This window comes from Kineothrix sp. MSJ-39, from assembly GCF_018917935.1.
Classification (GTDB): Bacteria; Bacillota; Clostridia; order Lachnospirales; family Lachnospiraceae; genus CAG-194.
This window is the reverse complement of the sequence record NZ_JAHLPN010000008.1, coordinates 1-21,034: the sequence shown is the minus strand read 5'-3', so window position 1 is coordinate 21,034 and position 21,034 is coordinate 1. Positions and strand designations below refer to the sequence as shown.

At 43.4% G+C, this 21,034-nt stretch carries 20 protein-coding genes, 7 tRNA genes and 1 rRNA gene; 4 read left to right on the top strand and 24 right to left on the bottom strand.

Going from position 1 to position 21,034, the window contains the following annotated elements:
* The first annotated feature begins 2 nt into the window (after positions 1 to 2).
* Positions 3 to 1,787, top strand: a complete 1,785-nt coding sequence (locus KQI22_RS06865; protein WP_216551357.1) for a DUF885 domain-containing protein — start codon at positions 3 to 5, stop codon at positions 1,785 to 1,787.
* Here the strand turns inward: KQI22_RS06865 and KQI22_RS06860 are convergent.
* Complete coding sequence (locus tag KQI22_RS06860) at positions 1,751 to 2,209, bottom strand: restriction endonuclease (protein ID WP_216551356.1); 459 nt, start codon at positions 2,207 to 2,209, stop codon at positions 1,751 to 1,753. The two genes, KQI22_RS06865 and KQI22_RS06860, sit on opposite strands and share 37 nt — an antisense overlap.
* A gap of 153 nt (positions 2,210 to 2,362) precedes the next feature.
* Here KQI22_RS06860 and KQI22_RS06855 point away from each other — a divergent pair, with 153 nt between their 5' ends.
* A complete protein-coding gene (locus KQI22_RS06855) occupies positions 2,363 to 3,310 on the top strand; it encodes an AEC family transporter (protein WP_216551355.1) in 948 nt (315 codons plus the stop codon).
* Between the two features lie 7 nt (positions 3,311 to 3,317).
* Here the strand turns inward: KQI22_RS06855 and KQI22_RS06850 are convergent, their stop codons facing one another.
* From KQI22_RS06850 to KQI22_RS06835, 4 genes are all read right to left on the bottom strand, one after another.
* A complete protein-coding gene (locus KQI22_RS06850) occupies positions 3,318 to 4,124 on the bottom strand; it encodes a class I SAM-dependent methyltransferase (protein WP_216551354.1) in 807 nt (268 codons plus the stop codon).
* A 256-nt stretch (positions 4,125 to 4,380) separates the two neighbouring features.
* The gene (locus tag KQI22_RS06845; RefSeq protein ID WP_022004075.1) at positions 4,381 to 5,301 is read right to left on the bottom strand and encodes a hypothetical protein; all 921 of its coding nucleotides are present in this window, start codon (positions 5,299 to 5,301) and stop codon (positions 4,381 to 4,383) included.
* Between the two features lie 152 nt (positions 5,302 to 5,453).
* A complete protein-coding gene (locus KQI22_RS06840; protein ID WP_216551353.1) occupies positions 5,454 to 6,257 on the bottom strand; it encodes a PD-(D/E)XK nuclease family transposase in 804 nt (267 codons plus the stop codon).
* Positions 6,258 to 6,625: 368 nt separating this feature from the next.
* The gene (locus KQI22_RS06835) at positions 6,626 to 8,602 is read right to left on the bottom strand and encodes a leucine-rich repeat domain-containing protein (RefSeq protein ID WP_216551352.1); all 1,977 of its coding nucleotides are present in this window, start codon (positions 8,600 to 8,602) and stop codon (positions 6,626 to 6,628) included.
* Between the two features lie 211 nt (positions 8,603 to 8,813).
* Between KQI22_RS06835 and KQI22_RS06830 the strand changes: the two genes are divergently transcribed.
* Both KQI22_RS06830 and KQI22_RS06825 read left to right on the top strand, forming a co-directional pair.
* Positions 8,814 to 9,410 (top strand): nucleoside recognition protein, encoded by a 597-nt coding sequence (locus tag KQI22_RS06830; RefSeq protein ID WP_216551351.1) that lies wholly within the window; start codon positions 8,814 to 8,816, stop codon positions 9,408 to 9,410.
* A 104-nt stretch (positions 9,411 to 9,514) separates the two neighbouring features.
* Positions 9,515 to 10,039: a spore maturation protein gene (locus KQI22_RS06825; protein ID WP_216551350.1), complete on the top strand. Its 525-nt coding sequence runs from the start codon at positions 9,515 to 9,517 to the stop codon at positions 10,037 to 10,039.
* 12 nt (positions 10,040 to 10,051) lie between these two features.
* Here KQI22_RS06825 and acpP read toward each other — a convergent pair whose 3' ends face one another.
* The 19 genes from acpP to KQI22_RS06730 all read right to left on the bottom strand — a co-directional run.
* On the bottom strand, positions 10,052 to 10,285 hold the full coding sequence (acpP, locus tag KQI22_RS06820; protein WP_216551349.1) for an acyl carrier protein: 234 nt from the start codon (positions 10,283 to 10,285) through the stop codon (positions 10,052 to 10,054).
* Positions 10,286 to 10,390: 105 nt separating this feature from the next.
* A complete protein-coding gene (gene rsmI / locus KQI22_RS06815; protein WP_216551348.1) occupies positions 10,391 to 11,242 on the bottom strand; it encodes a 16S rRNA (cytidine(1402)-2'-O)-methyltransferase in 852 nt (283 codons plus the stop codon).
* Between the two features lie 29 nt (positions 11,243 to 11,271).
* The gene (locus KQI22_RS06810; protein ID WP_216551347.1) at positions 11,272 to 12,063 is read right to left on the bottom strand and encodes a tRNA1(Val) (adenine(37)-N6)-methyltransferase; all 792 of its coding nucleotides are present in this window, start codon (positions 12,061 to 12,063) and stop codon (positions 11,272 to 11,274) included.
* On the bottom strand, positions 12,053 to 12,982 hold the full coding sequence (locus tag KQI22_RS06805; RefSeq protein WP_216551346.1) for a PSP1 domain-containing protein: 930 nt from the start codon (positions 12,980 to 12,982) through the stop codon (positions 12,053 to 12,055). Before KQI22_RS06805 ends, KQI22_RS06810 begins: the two co-directional genes overlap by 11 nt.
* Before the next feature lie 2 nt (positions 12,983 to 12,984).
* A complete protein-coding gene (gene holB / locus KQI22_RS06800; protein WP_216551436.1) occupies positions 12,985 to 13,977 on the bottom strand; it encodes a DNA polymerase III subunit delta' in 993 nt (330 codons plus the stop codon).
* 83 nt (positions 13,978 to 14,060) lie between these two features.
* A complete protein-coding gene (locus KQI22_RS06795) occupies positions 14,061 to 14,501 on the bottom strand; it encodes a YaaR family protein (protein ID WP_216551345.1) in 441 nt (146 codons plus the stop codon).
* A gap of 110 nt (positions 14,502 to 14,611) precedes the next feature.
* On the bottom strand, positions 14,612 to 15,208 hold the full coding sequence (locus KQI22_RS06790) for a guanylate kinase (protein WP_216551344.1): 597 nt from the start codon (positions 15,206 to 15,208) through the stop codon (positions 14,612 to 14,614).
* A gap of 8 nt (positions 15,209 to 15,216) precedes the next feature.
* Positions 15,217 to 16,629, bottom strand: coding sequence for a pyruvate kinase (gene pyk / locus KQI22_RS06785; RefSeq protein WP_216551343.1), 1,413 nt, complete (start codon positions 16,627 to 16,629; stop codon positions 15,217 to 15,219).
* Between the two features lie 115 nt (positions 16,630 to 16,744).
* Positions 16,745 to 18,355: an aminotransferase class I/II-fold pyridoxal phosphate-dependent enzyme gene (locus KQI22_RS06780; protein WP_216551342.1), complete on the bottom strand. Its 1,611-nt coding sequence runs from the start codon at positions 18,353 to 18,355 to the stop codon at positions 16,745 to 16,747.
* A gap of 24 nt (positions 18,356 to 18,379) precedes the next feature.
* Positions 18,380 to 18,853 carry an HD domain-containing protein gene (locus tag KQI22_RS06775; RefSeq protein ID WP_253293550.1) on the bottom strand — a complete coding sequence of 158 codons (474 nt, stop codon included), beginning with the start codon at positions 18,851 to 18,853 and terminating at the stop codon, positions 18,380 to 18,382.
* Between the two features lie 347 nt (positions 18,854 to 19,200).
* Positions 19,201 to 19,650, bottom strand: coding sequence for a hypothetical protein (locus tag KQI22_RS06770; RefSeq protein WP_216551340.1), 450 nt, complete (start codon positions 19,648 to 19,650; stop codon positions 19,201 to 19,203).
* A 261-nt stretch (positions 19,651 to 19,911) separates the two neighbouring features.
* Positions 19,912 to 19,984: transfer RNA gene (locus KQI22_RS06765), tRNA-Lys, on the bottom strand.
* Positions 19,985 to 20,032: 48 nt separating this feature from the next.
* Positions 20,033 to 20,105, bottom strand: a tRNA-Phe gene (locus tag KQI22_RS06760).
* A gap of 5 nt (positions 20,106 to 20,110) precedes the next feature.
* Positions 20,111 to 20,184, bottom strand: a tRNA-Met gene (locus KQI22_RS06755).
* A 37-nt stretch (positions 20,185 to 20,221) separates the two neighbouring features.
* Positions 20,222 to 20,303: transfer RNA gene (locus tag KQI22_RS06750), tRNA-Tyr, on the bottom strand.
* Between the two features lie 34 nt (positions 20,304 to 20,337).
* A tRNA-Thr gene (locus KQI22_RS06745) sits at positions 20,338 to 20,410 on the bottom strand.
* A gap of 24 nt (positions 20,411 to 20,434) precedes the next feature.
* Positions 20,435 to 20,507: transfer RNA gene (locus tag KQI22_RS06740), tRNA-Val, on the bottom strand.
* A gap of 16 nt (positions 20,508 to 20,523) precedes the next feature.
* Positions 20,524 to 20,597: transfer RNA gene (locus KQI22_RS06735), tRNA-Asp, on the bottom strand.
* A gap of 218 nt (positions 20,598 to 20,815) precedes the next feature.
* Positions 20,816 to 21,034 (bottom strand): 23S ribosomal RNA (locus tag KQI22_RS06730); the annotation flags it as partial.

The following is a 21,034-nucleotide window of genomic DNA, read 5'->3' as shown; positions in this document are numbered from 1 at the left end:
TCATGTATCCCAAGAAAAAACTACGTTCTTCCCTGTTTTTGATCGCTCTGACCTTTGCCTTTCTGCTTTCCCTGTATCTCATCCGAAACAATGCACCGCAGGAGCAGTTTGCCCGTTTTTCGGACAGCTATCTCCAAAGCGCCTATGAAAATGACAGCCTGAGCCTCCATTTTACGCTGACAGATCCTTCCGCATTTGGGATCGATCCGGCTGTGTGCAGCCTGCCCTGCTATGACCGGGAAACCTATCTTGCCGAAGGGGAAAATCTGCAAAATCTCCGCCGGACGCTTTCCGGTATTTCACCGGCGCATCTGCCCGCCAATACACGGGAAACTTATGAAATCCTGACTGCCTATCTGGAAAAAAGGCAGGAAGGCACAAACTTTCCTTATTTTGATGAACCCCTCAGTCCAACCAGTGGAATTCACACCTCCCTTCCTGTTCTGCTCGCAGAATACAGCATGGAAGAGGAAAAGGATGTCAAATCCTATCTGGCACTTCTGTCGCTGATCCCTTCTTATTTTGACAGTCTCGCTGCTTATGAAGCGGATAAAGCGGCTGCTGGCATGTTTATGGCTTCCGAGGACGCTTCCATGGTTATTTCCCAGTGTGATTTTATGGCATCGGACAGCGGAGAAGCCCTTTTTACGGACTGCTTTTTACAAAATCTGAAGCATGTCTATGAAACAGATTCCGACCAATATGCCTACTATGCTTCCGATCACGCCCGTATCCTGCATACGCTTGTTCTGCCGGCTTATGAAAAGCTGGGGGACTCTTTGTTACTGCTGAAAGAAGAGGGAAAAGAGCAGCGCGGACTCTGCCGGTATCAAAACGGAAAAGCCTATTACACCTATCTGGTGCAGCAGCAGATAGGCTGTGATCTGACAACCGAAGAGCTTGCAAAGCAACTTTCCGAAAGATTGCAGACACTCTATGCGGAGCTTGCGGCGTATCGGCAGAAATATCCGATAGACACTCTGTCTGATCTTTCCGATACCTCTGCCAAACTGCCTGCTGCAGATGCCTACTTATCCACCTTACAGAAGCAGATGGCGGCTCTTTTTCCACCACTGCCGGCTTCTTCCCCCGTTACGGTAAAGGAAATCCCCACAGCACTTGCGCCGTATACCGCACCTGCCTACTATTTTACACCGCGTCTTTCCCTTTGCAGACCGGGTGAGATCAACAACATCAACAATGTGATCTATGTCAATCCCGAAACCGATTATCTGACAATGTACACCACCTTGGCACATGAAGGATTTCCCGGTCATATGTTCCAGAATGTCTATTTTCTTGCCTCGCAGGGTGTTACGCGGGAAAATATCCTGCGCTATGTTATGAATTTTCCGGGCTACAGCGAAGGCTGGGCGATGTATGTGGAGCTTTTGTCCTTCGATCGCGCCTATGAAAAGGAAGAACAGAAAGCATATGCCCATATGCTCCGGCTTTCCCGTGAGATCCAGATCTGTCTGCTCTGCTATCTGGATATCCGGATCCATGCAGAAGCCGCTTCTCTTCCCGACATTGCCCCTTATCTGGCAAAGATCGGTATTACCGAGCCACAGGCTCTTGCGGATGTTTACACTTACCTCATCAATGAACCGGGCACATATTTGAAATACTACGTCGGCTATTTACAGCTCCTTGCCTGCAAAGAGCAGTATCAAAAAAAATGCGAGAAAGAGCAGATTCCCTACTCAGATCTCGCATTCCACACCTTCTTCCTGTCACATGGACCCGACAGTTATACACGTCTTTCCTCGATCATACTGTCCAGATAGCCTCTGTCCCAGAGGAGGATCTTCAGCTTTTTGGCTGCTGCGACCGCAGGAGCGGTAAAATACTGGTTCGTCAGAACCGCTCCTACCATACGGTCATAATATTCCCTGCCCGCAAATGCTTCCTGCACTGCCTTCACGCCGACCGGATCCGCATATCGCTTGCATTGGATGGCATAAGTCACGCCATCCTTTTCTGCCAGGATATCCACTCCAAAATCACCGCTTGCCTTCGTAAGCTTCACATCGATAAATCCTCTGTTTCGTAAAAGTTCTGCACAATACTGCTCAAATTCCACGCCTTCCATTTCATCCAGGGGCGTTTCCTTTTTACGCAGAATCCACCAGAGGATCCATCCAAACAATACTGCTGCCACAAAGGCAGCAATGACGATTCCCAGTATCTGTATATTTTCTGCCTGCATTTCTGTTTCCTTTCCTGATATACGCCCATCTTTACAAATAAATGTATTTGTACTAAAATCGCATAGGTACTTGACATATTATAGCTTATTTCATAGAGATTTGTAACCGGGAAATCCCGGTTCTGCTGTTTAGAAAGGAAATCCAGACCTGTCATGGAAAATTTAATCTTCAGTTTGAATGTAACTTTACCTATCTTTTTAACGATCGTCATTGGCTACGTGCTCAAACAGATTCATATGCTGAATGACAGTTTTGTGACTGTCGCCAATAAATTCAACTTCAAAGTGACACTGCCCGCCCTTCTGTTTCTGGATCTTTATCAGGCAGACTTTTTCAGTGTCTGGGACACAGGCTATGTTCTGTACTGCTTTTTTGCCACACTGATCTGCTTTACCGTGATTATGATCGGTGCTTCTCTTTTCCTGAAAGATAAGGATATCATCGGTGAATTTGTACAAGGCAGCTATCGTGGCAGTGCTGCTGTCCTCGGACTTGCCTTTATCCAGAATATCTATGGCAAAGCAACGATCGCACCACTCATGATCATCGGAAGTGTGCCACTTTACAATATTCTTGCTGTCCTGATCCTGTCCTTTACAGGTCCGGGCGAACACAAACTCGATAAAAAAGGACTTGCCAGATCCCTCCGGGGGATTGCGACAAATCCTATCATTTTAGGTATTCTGTTCGGTCTGCTGGCTTCTGTTTCCCATATCAAGCTGCCATTCCTTGTGACAAAAACGATTTCCAATCTGTCTGTCATGGCAACACCGCTCGCCCTGATCGCACTTGGTGCGGGCTTTGAGGTCAAAGCAGCCTGCGGACGGATCAAGCCTGCACTTGCAGCTTCTTTTATCCGCCTCTTTGTGCAGTGTGCGGTCTTTCTGCCGATTGCTGCTCATTTCTCCTTTACAGGCGAAAAGATGGTATCCCTGCTCATCATGCTCGGTGCTCCAACAACACCAAGCTGCTATATCATGGCAAAAAATATGGGACATGAAGGCGTTCTCACCTCCAGCGTGATCGTTCTGACAACGCTGCTCAGCTCCGTTTCCCTGACCTTCTGGCTGTTTATCCTGAAAACAATGGGGCTGATCTAGTCCATTTTTATGCCTTTTCAAATACCAGAATTTTCTGTGACATTTTCTTCATGACCGGAAGCCAAGTCACCAGCTTAAACGCCGGATTTAACACCCACATACCACGCAGGATGTTGTCATTCTTTACCTTGCAAAAGCCCTTTGCCACATCTCCCAGCTCCTCAAAGCTGTTTGCGCCCCAGGTAAAGACTGCGCCGGTGGACTGGATGGATTTTTCCACCTTCTCTTTATTCACAAATTTCGGACACAGACATTCCATGATCACATAGGCATTGTCAAAGTTATCCCGGATGATCGCAAGCATCTGCGTCACCTGCTCCTTTGTCAGATACATGGTCAATCCCTCTATGATAAAGAGCATTTTTCCTCTTTTTGCCACCTTTTCCGGCCATGCAGGATTAAAACAGGAACAGCCGATCGTTGAAACACGCCCTTCCTCTCTGTATACGGAATCCCGCACCTGTATCGTTTCAGGCAGATCCAGATTGTACCAGGTAATCCTGCCATTATCCATCCGGTAAAACCGTGTATCCAGACCACAGGCAATATTCACAACCGTGCAGTCAGGATTTTTTTGGATAAAATCAGATACAAGTTCATCCAAAACTGCAGTTCTGGCAATGACACCGCCACTCATTGTCTGATCCTTTCCTGCTTTGGAAAAATCGTAGTCCAGCTTTGCCACGATCTCCTCTGCCTTCTTATCCTTAAAACGATGTTTCGGATTTTTACTGTACATCGCCCTCGCATAAAAGCTTTGCAGCATAGTCTCCGCTGCTCCGTTTAATACCGGTTTAATCTTTTCTTCCTGCATTTTCTTTTCTCCTCTTTGAATAGTCTTACTTTTGTTAGTTTATTCTAACTCTTATATATGGATTTTGTCGACTATTATTTTTATAGTGTCTTATTTTTCTCGTCGCCATAACAGAGACGAGATGCGCTCTGCGAATCTCGCTCTGATTAGCGGTCGTCAAATGCACCGCATAAATGCGTGCATTTTCCTCGTCGCCATAACAAAAAATCTGTATCCTTCTGAAAAGAAAGATACAGATTCTTCAGTCCACATTATGTTATTTATTGCTCATTTCGCAAAGCTCAGCCAGCATCTTCGGAAGCTCTGTTTCCATTGTCTCATCCGTAAACTGACAGGTTCCGACTGCTTTATGTCCGCCGCCGTTGTATTTCAGCATCAGGCTTCCGACATTGACATCGGATGTTCTGTTCAAAATGCTGTAACCAACTGCTGCACTGCAGCCATGTCCGCCCTTACCGTTTACGATCCATGCAGAAATATTCTGCTCCGGATACATGGAATAGATCATGAAACGATTACCGGAGTAGATCGGATCTACACCGCGCAGATCGGAAATAATGACCTTTCCGTCTACTTTTGTATGCGCCTTGACCATTTCTTTGAACTTTTCTGTCTGCTCAAAGTATACTTCGATACGTTCCTTCACATCCGGCAGATTTAAGATCTCGTCTGTTGTCATAGTACGACAGGCATCAATCAGTTTTTCCATAAGCTGATAATTGCTGATCGTGAAATCTCTCCAGCGTCCAAGTCCTGTACGTGGATCCATTAAGAAGCCGATGAGCACCCAGCCCTTTGGATTCTGTACATCATCGATCGTCAGATTACCGCTGTCTACCTTATCAACAGCTTCCATCATATCGTCAAACTGCGGAAACTTTTCTTTTCCGCCGTAATATTCATAAATAATACGTGCACAGGAAGGTGTCACACGGCTTTCGCCTTTATATTTACCCTCAAGCTGCATTCTCTCATGTTCACTGGAATGATGGTCGAACCAAAGACCGCAGCCTTCTACAAATGGCACATTGGCAAGGCAGTCATCCTCTGTTACCTCTACAAGTCCATCCTGCAGATCCTTTGGATGTGCAAATTTCCAATGATCGATAATCCCTGCTTCCTTTAAAAGTGCACCACATGCAAGTCCATCAAAATCCGAACGTGTAATCAGTCTCATTTTGCTATTCTCCTTTTCTTTCATCACGATACCTATTTAGAACCCCTGTATAAAAGATTATAGATGATGAAGCAAAGTTTTTCAACATTCCATGCAGAATTTAAGCGAAAAGTACCTGATGCCATAAGCAGCCTGTTTTTCTTTTATGTCAGTTACTTAGCAAATATGTCATAATATTCCTGCGCTTTTTCTTTTGTCAAGTCAAATTTCTTTATAAGTCTGGCAATTGTTTCTTCCTTTGGTCTGTCAAATTCGACAGCCGATTCTATTGCTTCTTGAATTACTTTCTCTCTTGCATATTCCTCAACTAATGAACACATTTTCTCTGCCTCCTTTGAATCATGTTTCATTTCCTGTACCCTTTTGGATTGTTTCGGGAACTCCGGATTATTCATATCCGGATTCTTATATTCCTTCATCAGCCTTGCAATCTTGCTGTTATCTTTTCCAATAGTTGTAACGAATATCTCATGTAGTCCGTCATTCAATGTTACACCTGTTTCCATACATGTCATTTCCGCATGACTGATCGTCCTTCCATTGCGTATTACATCGAAATCCGCAATGTATATAACAAACAGTTCCTGCACCTGTTCAAACAAATCTCCCGGTTCCGAACGGTTTACCGTTATCACGGAAGCATTGTACCTTACTCTCTTCACATGATTTTCATTATCAGCCCTTTGGATTTCAATATTAAATATCGTATCCTCATTACCTTCCGCATAAGCATCCACTCGAATAGAACGCTTTCCGATGATCCGGATACTCTTCTGACCTGAAACAGTTTCTTTCTTTATTCTTAACAACGGATTTTCCAAAACGACCTGCAATAATTCCTCACAGGCTTCCGGATCCTCCATCATTACTTCAAAAAAGCAATCATCTATCGGTCGAAGCTGCCTGACGATTTCCAACTGTCTTTTCTCGGTTTTTCTTGGTTTTTTCTGATCCATTCCTCTTTCCTTTCTCTGTCTGTTTATGGTTACCTCTATATAAAAACAGAGAAAAACATAGACGAAATAGGGTTTACCCTATTATATGTCATTCCAGCATCCTTATCAACATGACAATTCAAGTCCATTTATGGCATTTACTGTTGATTTCCCTGTTGTATTTTAAAATTAAAAACCCGGGCGAAATGCCCTTTTCAGATGAGCTAAAGCTCTGAGATAATCGTTGCCGGAAAGGCGGCGGTGAATATGGTTATGATAGCAGAGGAAAATCTTGAGCTCAACTGTAGAAATGCAGAAAATAAAACAGGAACAGCATATAGCCAAACGTGATTGCGGCTATATACTGTTCCTGTTTTTATATCAACTTTCTATTTTGTGATCTTCACAGATTTCTTCTGCCCTTTTCCCTTGAACAGGCTCTTGTAAGACTTCAACTGTTTCTTCGGTACTTTAATGACACATTTCTTATTGATACCTGTGAATGCACCTTTTCCAACTGTCTTTATCCTGGCACCCTTGACAGTTATCTTTTTGAGGTTTTTACAATTCTTAAAAGCACTCTTACCGATGGAGGTTACATTCTTTCCAATCGTAATGCTCTTTAAGTTTTTGCAGCCTTCAAAACTGCCGGTTCCGATTTTTGTGATCGTATCCGGAATAACAACGCTCTGCAGCTTCTTGTTGTTCTTAAATGCTTTTGCCGCAATACCTGTTACCTGATATTCCACATTGTCGATCGTAACTGTTTTCGGAACTGTAACCTTCTTTGCCTTCTTATCTTTGGCAGACAGCTTTGTAAGCATGACAGATGGCTTACTTTCAGAAGAACCGGATTTAATCACCTGAAACTCTCTACCTGTTTTCTCTTTCAGTTTTGTTCCTGCAGCAGCTGTAGTCTCTGTTTTCTTCGCTACAGACTCTGTCTTTGTCTTGCCACATGTCGTGCAGGTATATGTCTTGATGCCTTCCGCCTCTACGGTCGGCTCTTTTGTTATTTTTCCTGCATCCCATGTATGTCCCAAGGCATTTGTTTCTGTCTTTTCCATGACCTCTCCACAGATCTTACACTTGTAAGTTGTAGAGCCTTTTTCTTCACAGGTCGCAGCTACTGTCGTGCCCGCGTCTTTTACATGCGTATGGATCCCATCAGGCATTGTCGCATTATAATGTATTGTAACGGTATCGCCAAAATCATAGAGAGCTGCTGCCTCATACTGCTCCTTGCTTCCTCCGTAATAAACATCCTTTAACTTGGAACAAAAGGTAAATGCTATGGGATCTATACTTGTCAGGCTGGCTGGCAGACCAACATACTCTAAAGACTCACATTGTGAAAACGTATCTTTCTCAATCTGAGTCACACCTTCCGGGATTTTGATACTTGTTAAGCTGCTGCATTTGTGAAAAGCACTGTACCTAATACTCGTTACACTTGCAGGGATCTTTATATCTGTTAAGCTGCTGCATCTATCAAAGGCTACGATTCCTATGCTGGTTACGCCGTCCGGTATTGTGACACCTTCCAGATTTTCACAGCTTCTAAACAGACCACTCGGTATATTTGTCATACCGCTTGGAATGACAATCTTTTTCAGACCGCTGAGGCAAAATGCCTCATAGCCAAGCTCTGTGATACTGTCCGGAAGTACAATTTCCTCCAGACTGCTGCAGCCGGTGAATGTTTCATCCAAAAGTCTGGTCAGTCCATCCGGTAATTCCACATGTGACAGATCTTTACATTGCTTAAATGTACATGGTCCTATATATTCTACGCTGTCCGGAATTTTGATGCTTGTCAGCCCGCTTTCACTGAATGAATCATTATAGATATATTTGAGACTGTCCGGTAATGTGATCTCCTTTAGACCACTGCAGCCATAAAATGCATATGGCTCTATGCTTGTCACATCATTCGGAATAACTGTATTTTTACAGCCGGCGATCAGTTTCACATCGCTTTTACCGTCTTCTTTTTTTCGGATAATTGCATTTCCGCGGCTTTCAAATACGGTATTTCCCTCTGCCACTACAAATGTCTCAATTTTATTACAGCCGTGAAATGCTGTCTGTGTTTTTATTTCTGTTACCGGAATACCATTGATCTCACTCGGAATTGTCACAGAAGTAGCGTTCTCATCACAGCCCGTGATCCTGATGTACTGCTCCGTTTCCGATGTTATGATGACATATGTCAGACCATCCGCTGTCTGAAGGTCATCGGATACCTGCTGCTCTGCCTCCAATGTATTCTCCGATAATGTCTCTGCACTTACCGGTATCTGTGTAACAGACATTGCTGCCATCAGACACAATGCCAGTCCCTTTCCCAAGCTGCTTTTCTTCATCTCGCCTCTCCTTTTTTCATGTTCTCTCCTGCATGGTGATTCTATTTTATACAATATTGCTCCGGAAACTTTATACCGGATGTTTCAATCATACACTTTCCAGTGTTTTCGGTAAAGAGTTTGTCCAAAAGTATTTCCCAAAATCAGCAGTATTTTGCCCATGCCCTGCCTCATATACTGAAATAGCAGAACGTGCAGGAAAGGAATTTTTATGCTGAATTATATCTGGGCATTTATGATCATCATTGGCATTATTTACGGATCGCTGACAGGACATATGGCAGAACTCAGTAATGCGGCACTTGACAGCGCAAGAGAAGCCGTAACACTCTGTATTACAATGCTCGGTGTCATGGCACTCTGGGTCGGGCTCATGCAGATCGCCCAAAAGGCAGGTATTATTGCATCCATGACAAAAAAGCTCCGTCCGTTTCTTTTGTTTCTGTTTCCGCGCCTGCGTTATGAAGATATTGCTCTCGAATACATTTCGACCAATGTGGTCGCCAACATTTTAGGACTGGGCTGGGCATGTACCCCCGCGGGACTGAAAGCCATGGAGGAGCTTGGCAAAATACAGCGAAACAACAAAACCTGTAAGGATCCGACTGCTGCCAGCAATGAAATGTGTAACTTTCTGATCCTGAATATCTCGTCTTTGCAGCTCATTCCGGTCAATATCATCGTCTACCGGAGCCAGTATGGCAGCGTAACACCGACTTCTATTATCATGCCCGCCATACTTGCCACGACCTGCTCCACCCTTGCAGGTATTTTGTTTATTAAATTTGCCGACAAAAGTCCTTCTTAAATGCAGCCTGATATGCCAATCATGCAGTACATAGCAGTCTTTTCAGTAAAAATCTGTCGTCTGCTTTTCATGCATAAATATATAAAACGGAAAGGACCTGAGCCATGAACATTCTCGCCAATCTCTCCAACATCATCATTCCACTTCTCATTTTCTATATCGTAGCATATGGGATCAGTGCACATGTCAATGTCTATGATGAATTTTTAGAAGGTGCCAGGTCTGGTATGCAGACTGTTATCTCGATCGCGCCTACCATGATCGGACTGATGATCGCGGTCGGTGTCCTGCGTGCTTCCGGCTTTCTGGATTTTGTGGGTAATCTGTGCAACCGGCTGTTTTCCGGTGCTGATATCCCAGCTCCCATCATGCCCCTTCTGCTCATCAAAATGTTCTCCTCTTCTGCTGCAACAGGGCTTGTCCTCGATATCTTCAAGGAATATGGCCCGGACAGCCAGACAGGACTTCTGACCTCCCTCATCATGAGTTCAACCGAAACCATCTTTTACACCATGTCCGTTTATTTTATGGCGGCAAAAATAAAGAAAACCCGCTACACGCTGCCCGGTGCACTTGTTGCAACCTTAGCAGGCGTGATAGCGAGTTTCCTGATCGTTCGCTTTTTATAAGAAAACAGAGAATTAAACTTCTACACCCTTAGACTTCATATATTCTACGATATCTCCGACTGTTGCGATCTTTTCCAGATCTTCAGATGGGATCTCAACACCGTATTCTTCTTCAAATGCCATAACAAGTTCAAATAAATCTAAGGAATCAGCTCCTAAGTCATCTTTGAAAGAAGAATCTTCTGTAATTTCCACTCCGTCCAGATTTAGCTGTTCTCTGATGATTTCAATAACTCTTTCTAACATATTTTCGTTCTCCTTTAAATTCGTAAAATAAGTATTGCATTATCATATTTGCGCTCTTTGCTACATGATTATAATATGCACTGATTGCATTGTAAATAGAATTCCCTATTTTTTTACATTTATTAAATAATTGTATACCTCACGTTTGCTGATCCCACGGTCTTTTGCAACCGCTTTCATCGCTTCCTTGTGATCCATTCCCTGCTCTTCATAACGTGCCATATGTTCCTCGATCGACATTTCCTCGTAAACAGCCCGTTGATCCGCTAAAACCGCTTCTTGGCTCTTGCCCTCGATCACCAGCACATACTCACCGCGTGGTTCATTTGCTTCATAATAGGAAAGTGCCTCTGCAAGTGTCGTTGGCATAACTGTCTCAAATTTCTTTGTCAGTTCCCTGCAGATCGTAATGCGCCTGTCACCCAGTGTATCAAACAAAAGCTGCAGTGTTTTGATCAGATGATGCGGTGCTTCATATAAAATGATCGTTCTTTTTTCTGTTTTCAGATCTTCTAAAATAAGCTGTCTTTCTTTTTTATCCGCCGGCAAAAAAGCTTCAAAACAGAATCTTCTCGTTGGCAGCCCTGACAGAGTAAGCGCCGTGATGCACGCGGCAGGACCTGGCAGGGAAGTTACGGTAATGCCTGCTTCCTGACACATCTTTACTAAAACTTCTCCCGGATCGGAGATCGCAGGCGTTCCTGCATCTGTGATCAGTGCAATATCCGCCCCCTCTTTCATTTTTTCTATTAAAGCATATGCCTTTTCCACCTTATTATACTCATGATAGCTTGTCATCGGCGTATGAATTTCAAAATGATTCAAAAGCCTGATGCTGTTTCTCGTATCTTCAGCAGCGATCAGATCAACTTGTGATAATGTCTCCCTGATACGGGGCGACATATCTCCCAGATTTCCGATCGGCGTTGCACACAAATATAAAGTTCCCTGTGCCATGTTGTTCCTCTCTGTTTCTCCCGGATTTATTATTTCTGCTTTTCACCAGATTCTTGCCCGTCATGATTTCTTTTATCATACACTTCCGGCTTATAAATATCGTAGATCTCATCCGTATACTCACCCACTGCTTTGTATACGATCAGCGGTTTTTCCACCGTCACACGGGAATTTGCTCCCTTTTTTGCCTCAATCAGTACCATATTCGGCTCTTTATCCACATATGGATATACAAAACGCATCCGCTTCGGCTCTAACTGGTATTTTGTCATTGCTGTGATGATCTCTGCCAGACGGAACGGTCTGTGTACCATGTAAAAATAACCGCCCGGTACTAAGACCGTTGATGCAGCCCTGACCACATCCTCCAGATTACAAAGCACTTCGTGTCTTGCGATCGTTTTGGGCATGGATGGATTCTGCAGCCCATGTCCGCCGATCATGTACGGCGGATTCGAGGTCACAACGTCAAAAGAAGCAGCGCCAAACAGGCTTCCTGCTTCTTTGATATCACCCGTTACAATGGAAATCTTATCCTCCAGATCATTGTAGCGCACACTGCGCCTTGCCATATCCGCACTTTTTTCCTGAATCTCCAGTCCCGTCAGATGGGAAGCCTCTGTTTTTGCTTCCAGCAGGATCGGAATGATTCCCGTTCCGGTTCCGAGATCCAAAACACGCTGCCCTTTTTTGACTTTCGCATAGCCTGACAACAGCACTGCATCCATGCCAAAACAAAAACCATCCGGATTTTGGATTATTTTGTAATTTTTTCTACCCAGATCATCAAGCCTTTCGTTTTCTAAAAGCTCAATCTTCATCAAGTTTTGATTTTCCTTCCTTTTTCTCCAGGTTTTCCAGTTCCTTTAATGCCTTATCTTCCGCACTCTGTTTTTTATCACCGCGCTCTTCCTTGTCACGTCTTCCTCGTCTGCGGAATTTCAACTGTTCTACTTTATATTCGCGGATCTCTTTTTCTTCTCCGTCATCTACTAAAACCTTCACAAGCTGACGCAGTACATTGACACTATGTACTTCACCCTTCATACCATCATCTGTTGTGACACGGTCACCCACATTCGGAAGTCTTCTGTTCAGCTCCTCGTAAGTCTCTTCTTCATTTTTCAGACAGCACATCAGTCTGCCGCAGACACCGGATATCTTTGTCGGATTCAGGGAAAGATTCTGTTCCTTTGCCATCTTGATGGAAACCGGTGCAAATTCATCCAGAAATGTATGACAGCAGAGTGGACGACCACAAATACCGATCCCGCCTACAATCTTTGTCTCATCTCTCACACCGATCTGACGAAGCTCAATTCTGGTCTTAAAGACTGCTGCCAGATCTTTTACAAGCTCACGGAAATCCACACGACCGTCTGCAGTAAAATAAAATAACACTTTATTATTGTCAAATGTGTACTCCGCGTCGATCAGCTTCATATCCAGCTTATGTTTTTTGATCTTTTCCAGACAGACTGCCATTGCACTTTTTTCTTTCTCGCGATTGGCAGCTTCCTGTTTGTCATCCTTTGGTGTCGCAATGCGGATCACCGGCTTGAGCGGTGCTGTGATATCATCATCCACTATTTCCTTGATGCCAAGTACCACTGTTCCGTATTCCACGCCACGGGCAGTTTCCACAATAACATGCTCCCCTTTTTTGATATCAAACTTCTGGGGATCAAAGTAATAAATCTTTCCTGCGCTGCGGAATCTGACTCCTACAACTTTTATCATGCTTAATTCTCCTTTATTGTCAGTAAAAGCAATTCCATTGTCAGATCAAAATTAACGTTCGCACGTAATCTTGATTTTGCCTTTTCCAGTGCATCCAAAATGATCTCAATGCCTTCATAGGCACTCTGGTTTGCTATTTTTTTAATATACTGCAACTCGTCTTTAAAAATCAACTGATTTGCATCATTCGTCGCTTTAAAGAGCAGTACATCACGATACCAGACAGATAAAATGTCCAGATAATCGTTGATATCTATTTTATAGTCGTTGATCTTTTTGATCGCTGACATGATATCCGTAATTTCCATATCATGGATATATTTGAGCAGGCTGACAGCCTCTGTTTTGATATTGTCAAATTCTTCACTGGCTGCAAGTGCCTTGGCTTTGCCGAGATTGCCTCTTGCAAAAGCGGTGCAGACATCTGCCTTATAATCCGGTACGTGGATCTCTTCCATCAGATATTTTTTGATGATCTCGTCCTTTACAGGCTTCATATTTAAAACCACGCATCTGCTCAGGATCGTAGACAGCATGGAATCGATATTGGAAGTCAGCAAAATGATCACTGCATATGCAGGCGGCTCTTCGAGTGTTTTTAACAGTGCATTCTGCGCCTGCACGGTCATCTTCTCCGCCTCACTGATGATATAGATTTTCCAGTCGCTGCTGTACGGCTTAATGATGATATCGTCATTGACGCCTGTACGGATATCCTCTACACCGATCGTTGCAGGCTTTTCATGTGTGACTCTGATAATATCCGGATGATTACCGGAAAGAGCCTGCTTGCAGGAATGGCATTCATTACATGGCTTTTCCTGCCCGGTGCTTTCACACTGCAATGCCATGGCAAACACATTGGCAATAAATTCCTTACCGCTGCTGCGCTCTCCATTGATAATATAAGCATGTGAGATCTTGCCCGATGCAATCGCATTCTGTAAATGATCTACGATCTGTTCCTGTCCGTAAATATCTTTAAAGTTAGGCATATCCTTACCCCTTTTCATTTCGCACATTATGATATTCGTTTTCGCTTATGAGTTTCTCTCTTGCGACCACCGGATGATCATTCTTACGTAAAAATATCTAACAATAATCCCCGGATCTCACCGATCTTATTCAGGATCGCAATGTGATCCTTTTCGTCCTTTACCAGCTCTCTTGTAAGCTCATCCAGTGTATCATCCACCTGCTTGATGATCCCGTAAACACGGTGTCTGCCGCGCCTGTCCAGAAAATTTTCTCTGGAAAACTTATGGCTTCTTGTGACCACTTCATTTAGGAAAGATTTCACCAGCGAACGGTACTTCCGCATATCTTTGATATCCATCTTTTTGGAAATACGGTCACCCTGTCTGGTGATCTCCTCCATCATGGCAGTCAGACGAACCTGCAGATCCTGCTCTTCAATGTGGCTGGCCAGTGTGAACTTAAAGCTGCCATCGGTCTGCTGCGTCTGGCTGACTGCATCTGTCTGCGCCACGGGCATCGTCTGATTTACTTTAATGTCCATCTGTCCACCCCCTTATGCCTTAGCATAGTTATATGCTATCTACGCTATATTTTAGTATACCATGAAATGCATCTGCAAGATAGATATTTCTATGCACAATAGTTGTTAATTCAGGCTCTTTTTCCCATATGCGCCAAAATATATTCTTTGAGCTCTGCAATACAGGCTTCCAGATCATTATTTTCAAATTCCTTTTCTATACCTGCTTCTTTTTTCTTTTCCGGTGAAAAATCTGCCGCATCCGCCAGATAACGTCTGCACATTTCATCGTATTTCGGCTGATCCTGCGCCATTTCCCGATCAAGTGCGCGGCGCAGTCTGATCCCGTCGTCCAGCTCTATCATAAGCGGGATTACCTTTTCTTCTCCGTAAAATGCTTTTGTTTTGCAGAAGGATTCGATCGTTCCGATGATCAGATAATTTTCCCTGTCTAAATCGATATGTGCATCTACTGTACAGTATTTCCAAATACCAAAGCAGGTATCATAGGCGCGAAGCTCTATGATCCTGCCCTCTTTTTCCAGATTTGCTAGCTGCTCTTCTGTTATGAAATGATACTCGATACCTTCCTGTTCTCCCTGCCTGATCGGCCTTGTCGTGTACAGTACGATGTTTTTCAGATGCAGATCTTCATCTGCCATTAGCTGTTTGTATATTGTATCTTTGCCTGAGGAGCTTTTGCCCATCAGATAAAATATTTTACCCATGTCTGTTCCTATACTTCAATGACTCTGATCATATTGGTTCTGCCGGAAATACCGAGCGGAACACCTGCTGTCAGAACAACGATATCACCTTTCTTGATGTATCCTGCTTTTTCTGCTGCTCTTGTTGCTTCTTCAAACAGAACATCTGCTTTGTCCTCTTTTTCGATCAGGATCGGTGCTACGCCCCAGGAAAGAGACAACTGTCTGCAGACTCTCGGATTAACGCTGCAGCCAATGATCGGACAACCCGGTTTGTATCTGGAGATCATACCGGCTGTAAAACCTGACATTGTTACTGTGATGATCGCGCTGGCATTCAGATCCATTGCTGTTGTACAGCATGCGTGTGAAATAGCTGTTGTGATGTCTGTATTGTCTTCGTTTTCCACCTTTTTCAGTCTGCTCTTATAATCGATATCCTGCTCTGTACGTTCTGCAATTCTTGCCATCGTCTTTACTGCCTCGATCGGATATGCACCTGCAGCACTTTCGCCGGAAAGCATGATCGCTGTAGTACCATCGTAAATGGCATTGGCAACGTCGGCTGTTTCTGCTCTTGTCGGTCTTGGATTTGTGATCATGGATTCAAGCATCTGTGTTGCAGTAATAACGTGTTTACCCTGTGCAACTGCCTTTTTGATCATCTGCTTCTGCAGAACAGGTACTTCTTCCAGCGGGATCTCAACACCCATGTCACCTCTGGCTACCATGATACCATCGGAAACTTCAAGGATCTCATCCAGATTCTGGATACCCTGCATATTTTCAATCTTTGCGATTACCTTTGCTTTGCTGTTATATTCGTCTAAGATCTTTCTGACCTCTAAAATATCCTCTTTTGTTCTGACAAAGGAAGCTGCCAGGAAATCATAACCCATTTCTGCACAGAATTTGATATCTGCATAATCCACTTCTGAAATGTATGGCATGGAAAGAACTGCGCCCGGTACATTGATTCCTTTATGGTTGGATACTTTACCGCCATTGACAACACGGCACTGGATCTCTGTATCTGTGATCTTTTCTACACGCATTTCAATCTTTCCATCGTCGATCAGGATCATGCTGCCTGTACTGACATCATTTTTCAGCCCTTTATAGCTGATTGCAGCCTTCTCACTTGTACCCATGATCTCTTCTGTTGTCAGTGTAAATATCTGACCCGGCTCAAGCATTGCTTTTCCGCCTTCAAAATCACGTAATCTGATTTCCGGTCCTTTTGTATCTAATAAAGTTGCAACAGGAAGTCCCAGCTCATTGCTGACCTTCAGTACTCTTGCAAACTTTGCTTTCTGTTCTTCATGTGTTCCATGGGAAAAATTAAATCTCGCCACATTCATTCCGGCAAGCATCAATTCCCTTAACTTGTCCTCTCCCTCACTGGCCGGTCCGATTGTACAGATTATTTTTGTTTTTCTCATTTATATTTTTCCACCTTTCGCTTTTTCCTGTATTATCTCATTTTTAATAAGGGATTGCAATGCGTATTTACCCTGCTGCATGTAAATAAACGGCAAAGATACGGTAAAGTTTTTTCTATTCCGTAACGATACGGATTCTTTGCAATGCCCTGTCCTGCATTCCCTGCAGATTCAGTCCCAATGCATGATAATGCTTTACCTTCTCATACAAAGCCTGTGTGATCACTTCTCCCGGAACCAAAAGAGGCGCGCCCGGCGGATATACGATCACAAATTCCGCACTGATCCGTCCGACAGCTTCCTCCCAGCCAACAGCCTTCTGCACATGGTCCATTGCCTGACGAATTGTGTATATTGTCTGTATGCTGTCAGCTCTGTGTTCTGCTTCCTGTTCCTCGTCATTCAACATACTATTCTGTCCTGCCGATTGACCTGCATCATTTTTCACAATTTTTTCCGTTTTGCAGGAGAAATCTCTATTTTTTTCTTCATCTGATGTTCTCCGGGCAGACAACTCTGTCCCTCTGTAACCTGACGGTGTTATCTCAATTTCCTCATTTTCAGTTACTGACAACCTACTGTCAATTTCCAATAACGCTGCTTTCAGCCGGTCAAAGCCCTCCTGCGTATCCATCACAGAAGTCATTGCGATCACATACTGCTCTGCTGTCATTTCCGTTTCGATATGATATGTCCGCAAAAGCTCCGCTGACAACATTTTCCCTGTGTAGATACTGCCATCTCTCATGCAGCCTGCAACACAAATATTGATCTTTGACGGATCCATATAAGCATGATAGGTATTCCATGCCCATGCAGCATCCAGTATCATAATATGTTTTAATTGTTCCCTGATTTTATAAAAATCCTGCAGCTTCTCATAAAAATTTGCAAATAAACAGTCTTTCTCTTCATCGATCAGATGCAGGCACTTACTCATGGAAGCCATCATGACATAAGATGGACTGCTTGTTTCATAGATATCCAGATATTGCTGCACACGCCGCGGATCCACTCTGTTTCCGCATACATGAAGAAGCGCGGTCTGTGTCATCGCCGGTAGTGTCTTATGCAGGCTCTGCACAACAAGATCCGCTCCCTGTCTGACCGCCGACTGCGGAAACTCTGCCGAAAATCCAAGATGTGCACCATGCGCTTCATCCACAATCAGCACCGCATGATGCGCATGTACTATTTCTGCGATCGCCGGAATATCGGAAAACACCCCTTCATAAGTGGGTGACGTCAGAATCACTGCCCTGGCAGCCTGTTTTTGCGCCGCGTGTTGCAGTGCATTTTCAATCTCTTCTGTCAGCACAGGTCCTGCAGGATAGTCTTCCGCACTTCTTAGCGGCTCTACATATTCTATTTGCAAGTTCTGAAGATATGCGGCATGATAAGCCGATTTATGACAATTTCTCGCCATAACGATCGTATCGCCCCAGCGACATACTGCACTGACCGCAGTCAGAATACCGCAGGTACTTCCGTTTACAATATAATACGTATGGTCTGCCCCATATAACGCAGCAGCAAATTCCTGTTCTTCCTTCAGAATCCCTTCCGGTTCATGCAGATCATCAAAATCCGTGATTTCTGTAATATCAATCTTTGTGATTTCATCAAACGGCTTTTCCCGTAATTGTCTTTTATGCCCCGGCATATGAAAAGGATAGATATCCGATTTTGCCAGTTCATTCAGTTTTTCATATAAATTCTGCTTCATCTTGTATACAAAATCCAGTCAAATTTATTTTCTCGTTTTCTTCCCATGCAGATGCAGGGTTTCCATCAGAGAGCAATATTTATCCGCAGCCGTCACAATCCATGCTTCCCTGCACATCGGTGGAATGACTGTCAACGGCCACATATGCTTCTTTATGATATCCTGCTCTCTCTTGGTCAGCCTGAAATCCTTTTTTGCATTTTCCAGTGCTGTGCCCGGATGGGTAAAGCCATGCATCTCATAAAATTTATAAAATCTGCTTGGCCTGATCTTATTTTTATGCCAGTCATACAGGAAATAATCATGCAGAAGCGCACCTCTGACAATGGCTTTATCGTTTGTGTGAAATGGCAGCATATGACTGATCCGCAAGGCAGTCAATGCTACACTGATACTGTGTTTTCTTACGGATACATCCCCATGCTGGACGAATTTGGCTGTCTTTTTAAAATTAGGCTTTTGAAAGATATCACTGCCATAATGTTTTGTTCTGTTCATTAGCCCATGTTGCAACATTTTCAAATATTTTTTTCTTTTCGTACGCCAGTTTTTCCATTTATTTATATAATCATATCCCATACTATCCGCGTCCTTTTGCCATAACTTATCATACCTATTTCAATCTCATTTTATAGTTATCTCACCATTTCTCACATATATACAGGCACTATTGATCTTATCATATTCTCATATATAGGCATTACAAATCCTATCGACACTGTCTATCGATAATCGGATCTTACTATATCAGTATACCATACGCTCCTATAAACAAAAAGCACACGCAAAGAATATTTCGCATTCATCCAATATCCTATGCATGTGCCCTCACTTCTGTTTCTATACTATTGAATTGCCTTTAACAGATCCGGGTAATATCCAACCGTTTTCTCCGTTCTGTTTCCAATCTTAACACTGCCCGTATCATCTATTGTGACCGGATATTCATATGCCTTGGCATTTTCATAATCCTTGTCCTTGATCAGTACAAATATAAGTTCATCTTCATTGCCCTTTGATACATTATATGTATAAGAGTACTTTTGAATATAAGTATTACTGAAAATATTATTTTCAAATCTGGATGCGGATTCGGAAAGTGCACCATTCATAATGAGATATTTCCATTCATATCCCTGACTCTGATCCGCTTTCAATATAGCTTTTACCGTTTTCCCGTCTGTATCTACAGATACCTGTATCGTCGTTTCTGCCTTTGCGAAAGAACATCCTGTCAGTAAACACAATGTCACCATGATCAGTGCAATTGATACGCCTTTTTTCATCCTTTTCATTATAATTCCCCTTTCTTTTCTGCTCTATTTCACTACTTTATTTTCATTTCCCTATTTTTCTTAAGTAAAATAGCTTTTTCCTTTTCATTCCCCAAAGTATAACTATACTTATTTACCCTTTCTAATTGTCAGTTATTTTATTTGTTTTTCTATTATAATATATTTATTTTGTATAGAATAGTATTTTTTGAAAATTTTTATAATTATTATGTAATTTAGACAAACAAAAAAGCTTACTTCTTTTCAGAAATAAGCTTCCAATGAGCCACCGGGGACTCGAACCCCGGACAACTTGATTAAAAGTCAAGTGCTCTACCACCTGAGCTAGTGGCCCATATATATAATTTGCATTTCCTATGCTTTTATTATAAACATAAGAGAATGCCCAGAACCGGAATCGAACCAGTGACACGAGGATTTTCAGTCCTCTGCTCTACCGACTGAGCTATCTGGGCATGAGTAGCGGGGACAGGATTTGAACCTATGACCTCCGGGTTATGAGCCCGGCGAGCTTCCAGACTGCTCCACCCCGCGATATACGATTGTAACAGTACTAAATCTCTTAGTACAATGGGCGGAGAAGGATTCGAACCTTCGAAGGCATTGCCAGCAGATTTACAGTCTGTCCCCTTTGGCCACTCGGGAATCCACCCATATGAAAAACAAGATAAATCAAGCTTTTCACAAAGCCGATGATCGGACTCGAACCGATAACCTGCTGATTACAAATCAGCTGCTCTGCCAATTGAGCCACATCGGCATATTCAATTGATACATAATAAAATGGGACCTACAGGGCTCGAACCTGTGACCCTCTGCTTGTAAGGCAGATGCTCTCCCAGCTGAGCTAAGATCCCTCATTCGTGATATAAACGACCCAGATCGGACTCGAACCGACGACCTCCGCCGTGACAGGGCGGCGCTCTAACCAACTGAGCCACTAGGCCTAATGAAGATATTGTTCATACCTTCAAAACCGAATACTGAAATCTTTCTTTACATCGTATGCAAACTCTTTTGACTAATTCATCGATCTTTCATTTCTTACTGGATCATTTCTGTCCACACTCTCATCATTTCTTGATGATTTCTGTTCTGTAACAGGCTTCGCCTATTACCTGGCGGCAAGATCACTTCCCACTTCCGTGGGCCCCTTCTTGTCGCAAAGGATAAGCCCTCGACCTATTAGTACTTATCAGCTGAACACATTACTGTGCTTACACCTTAAGCCTATCTACCTCATACTCTCTAAGGGGTCTTACTTATTGGGATATCTCATCTTGAGGGGGGCTTCACGCTTAGATGCCTTCAGCGTTTATCCCTGCCAGACTTGGCTACTCTGCCATGGTGTTGGTCACCAACAGATACACCAGCGGTCTGTCCA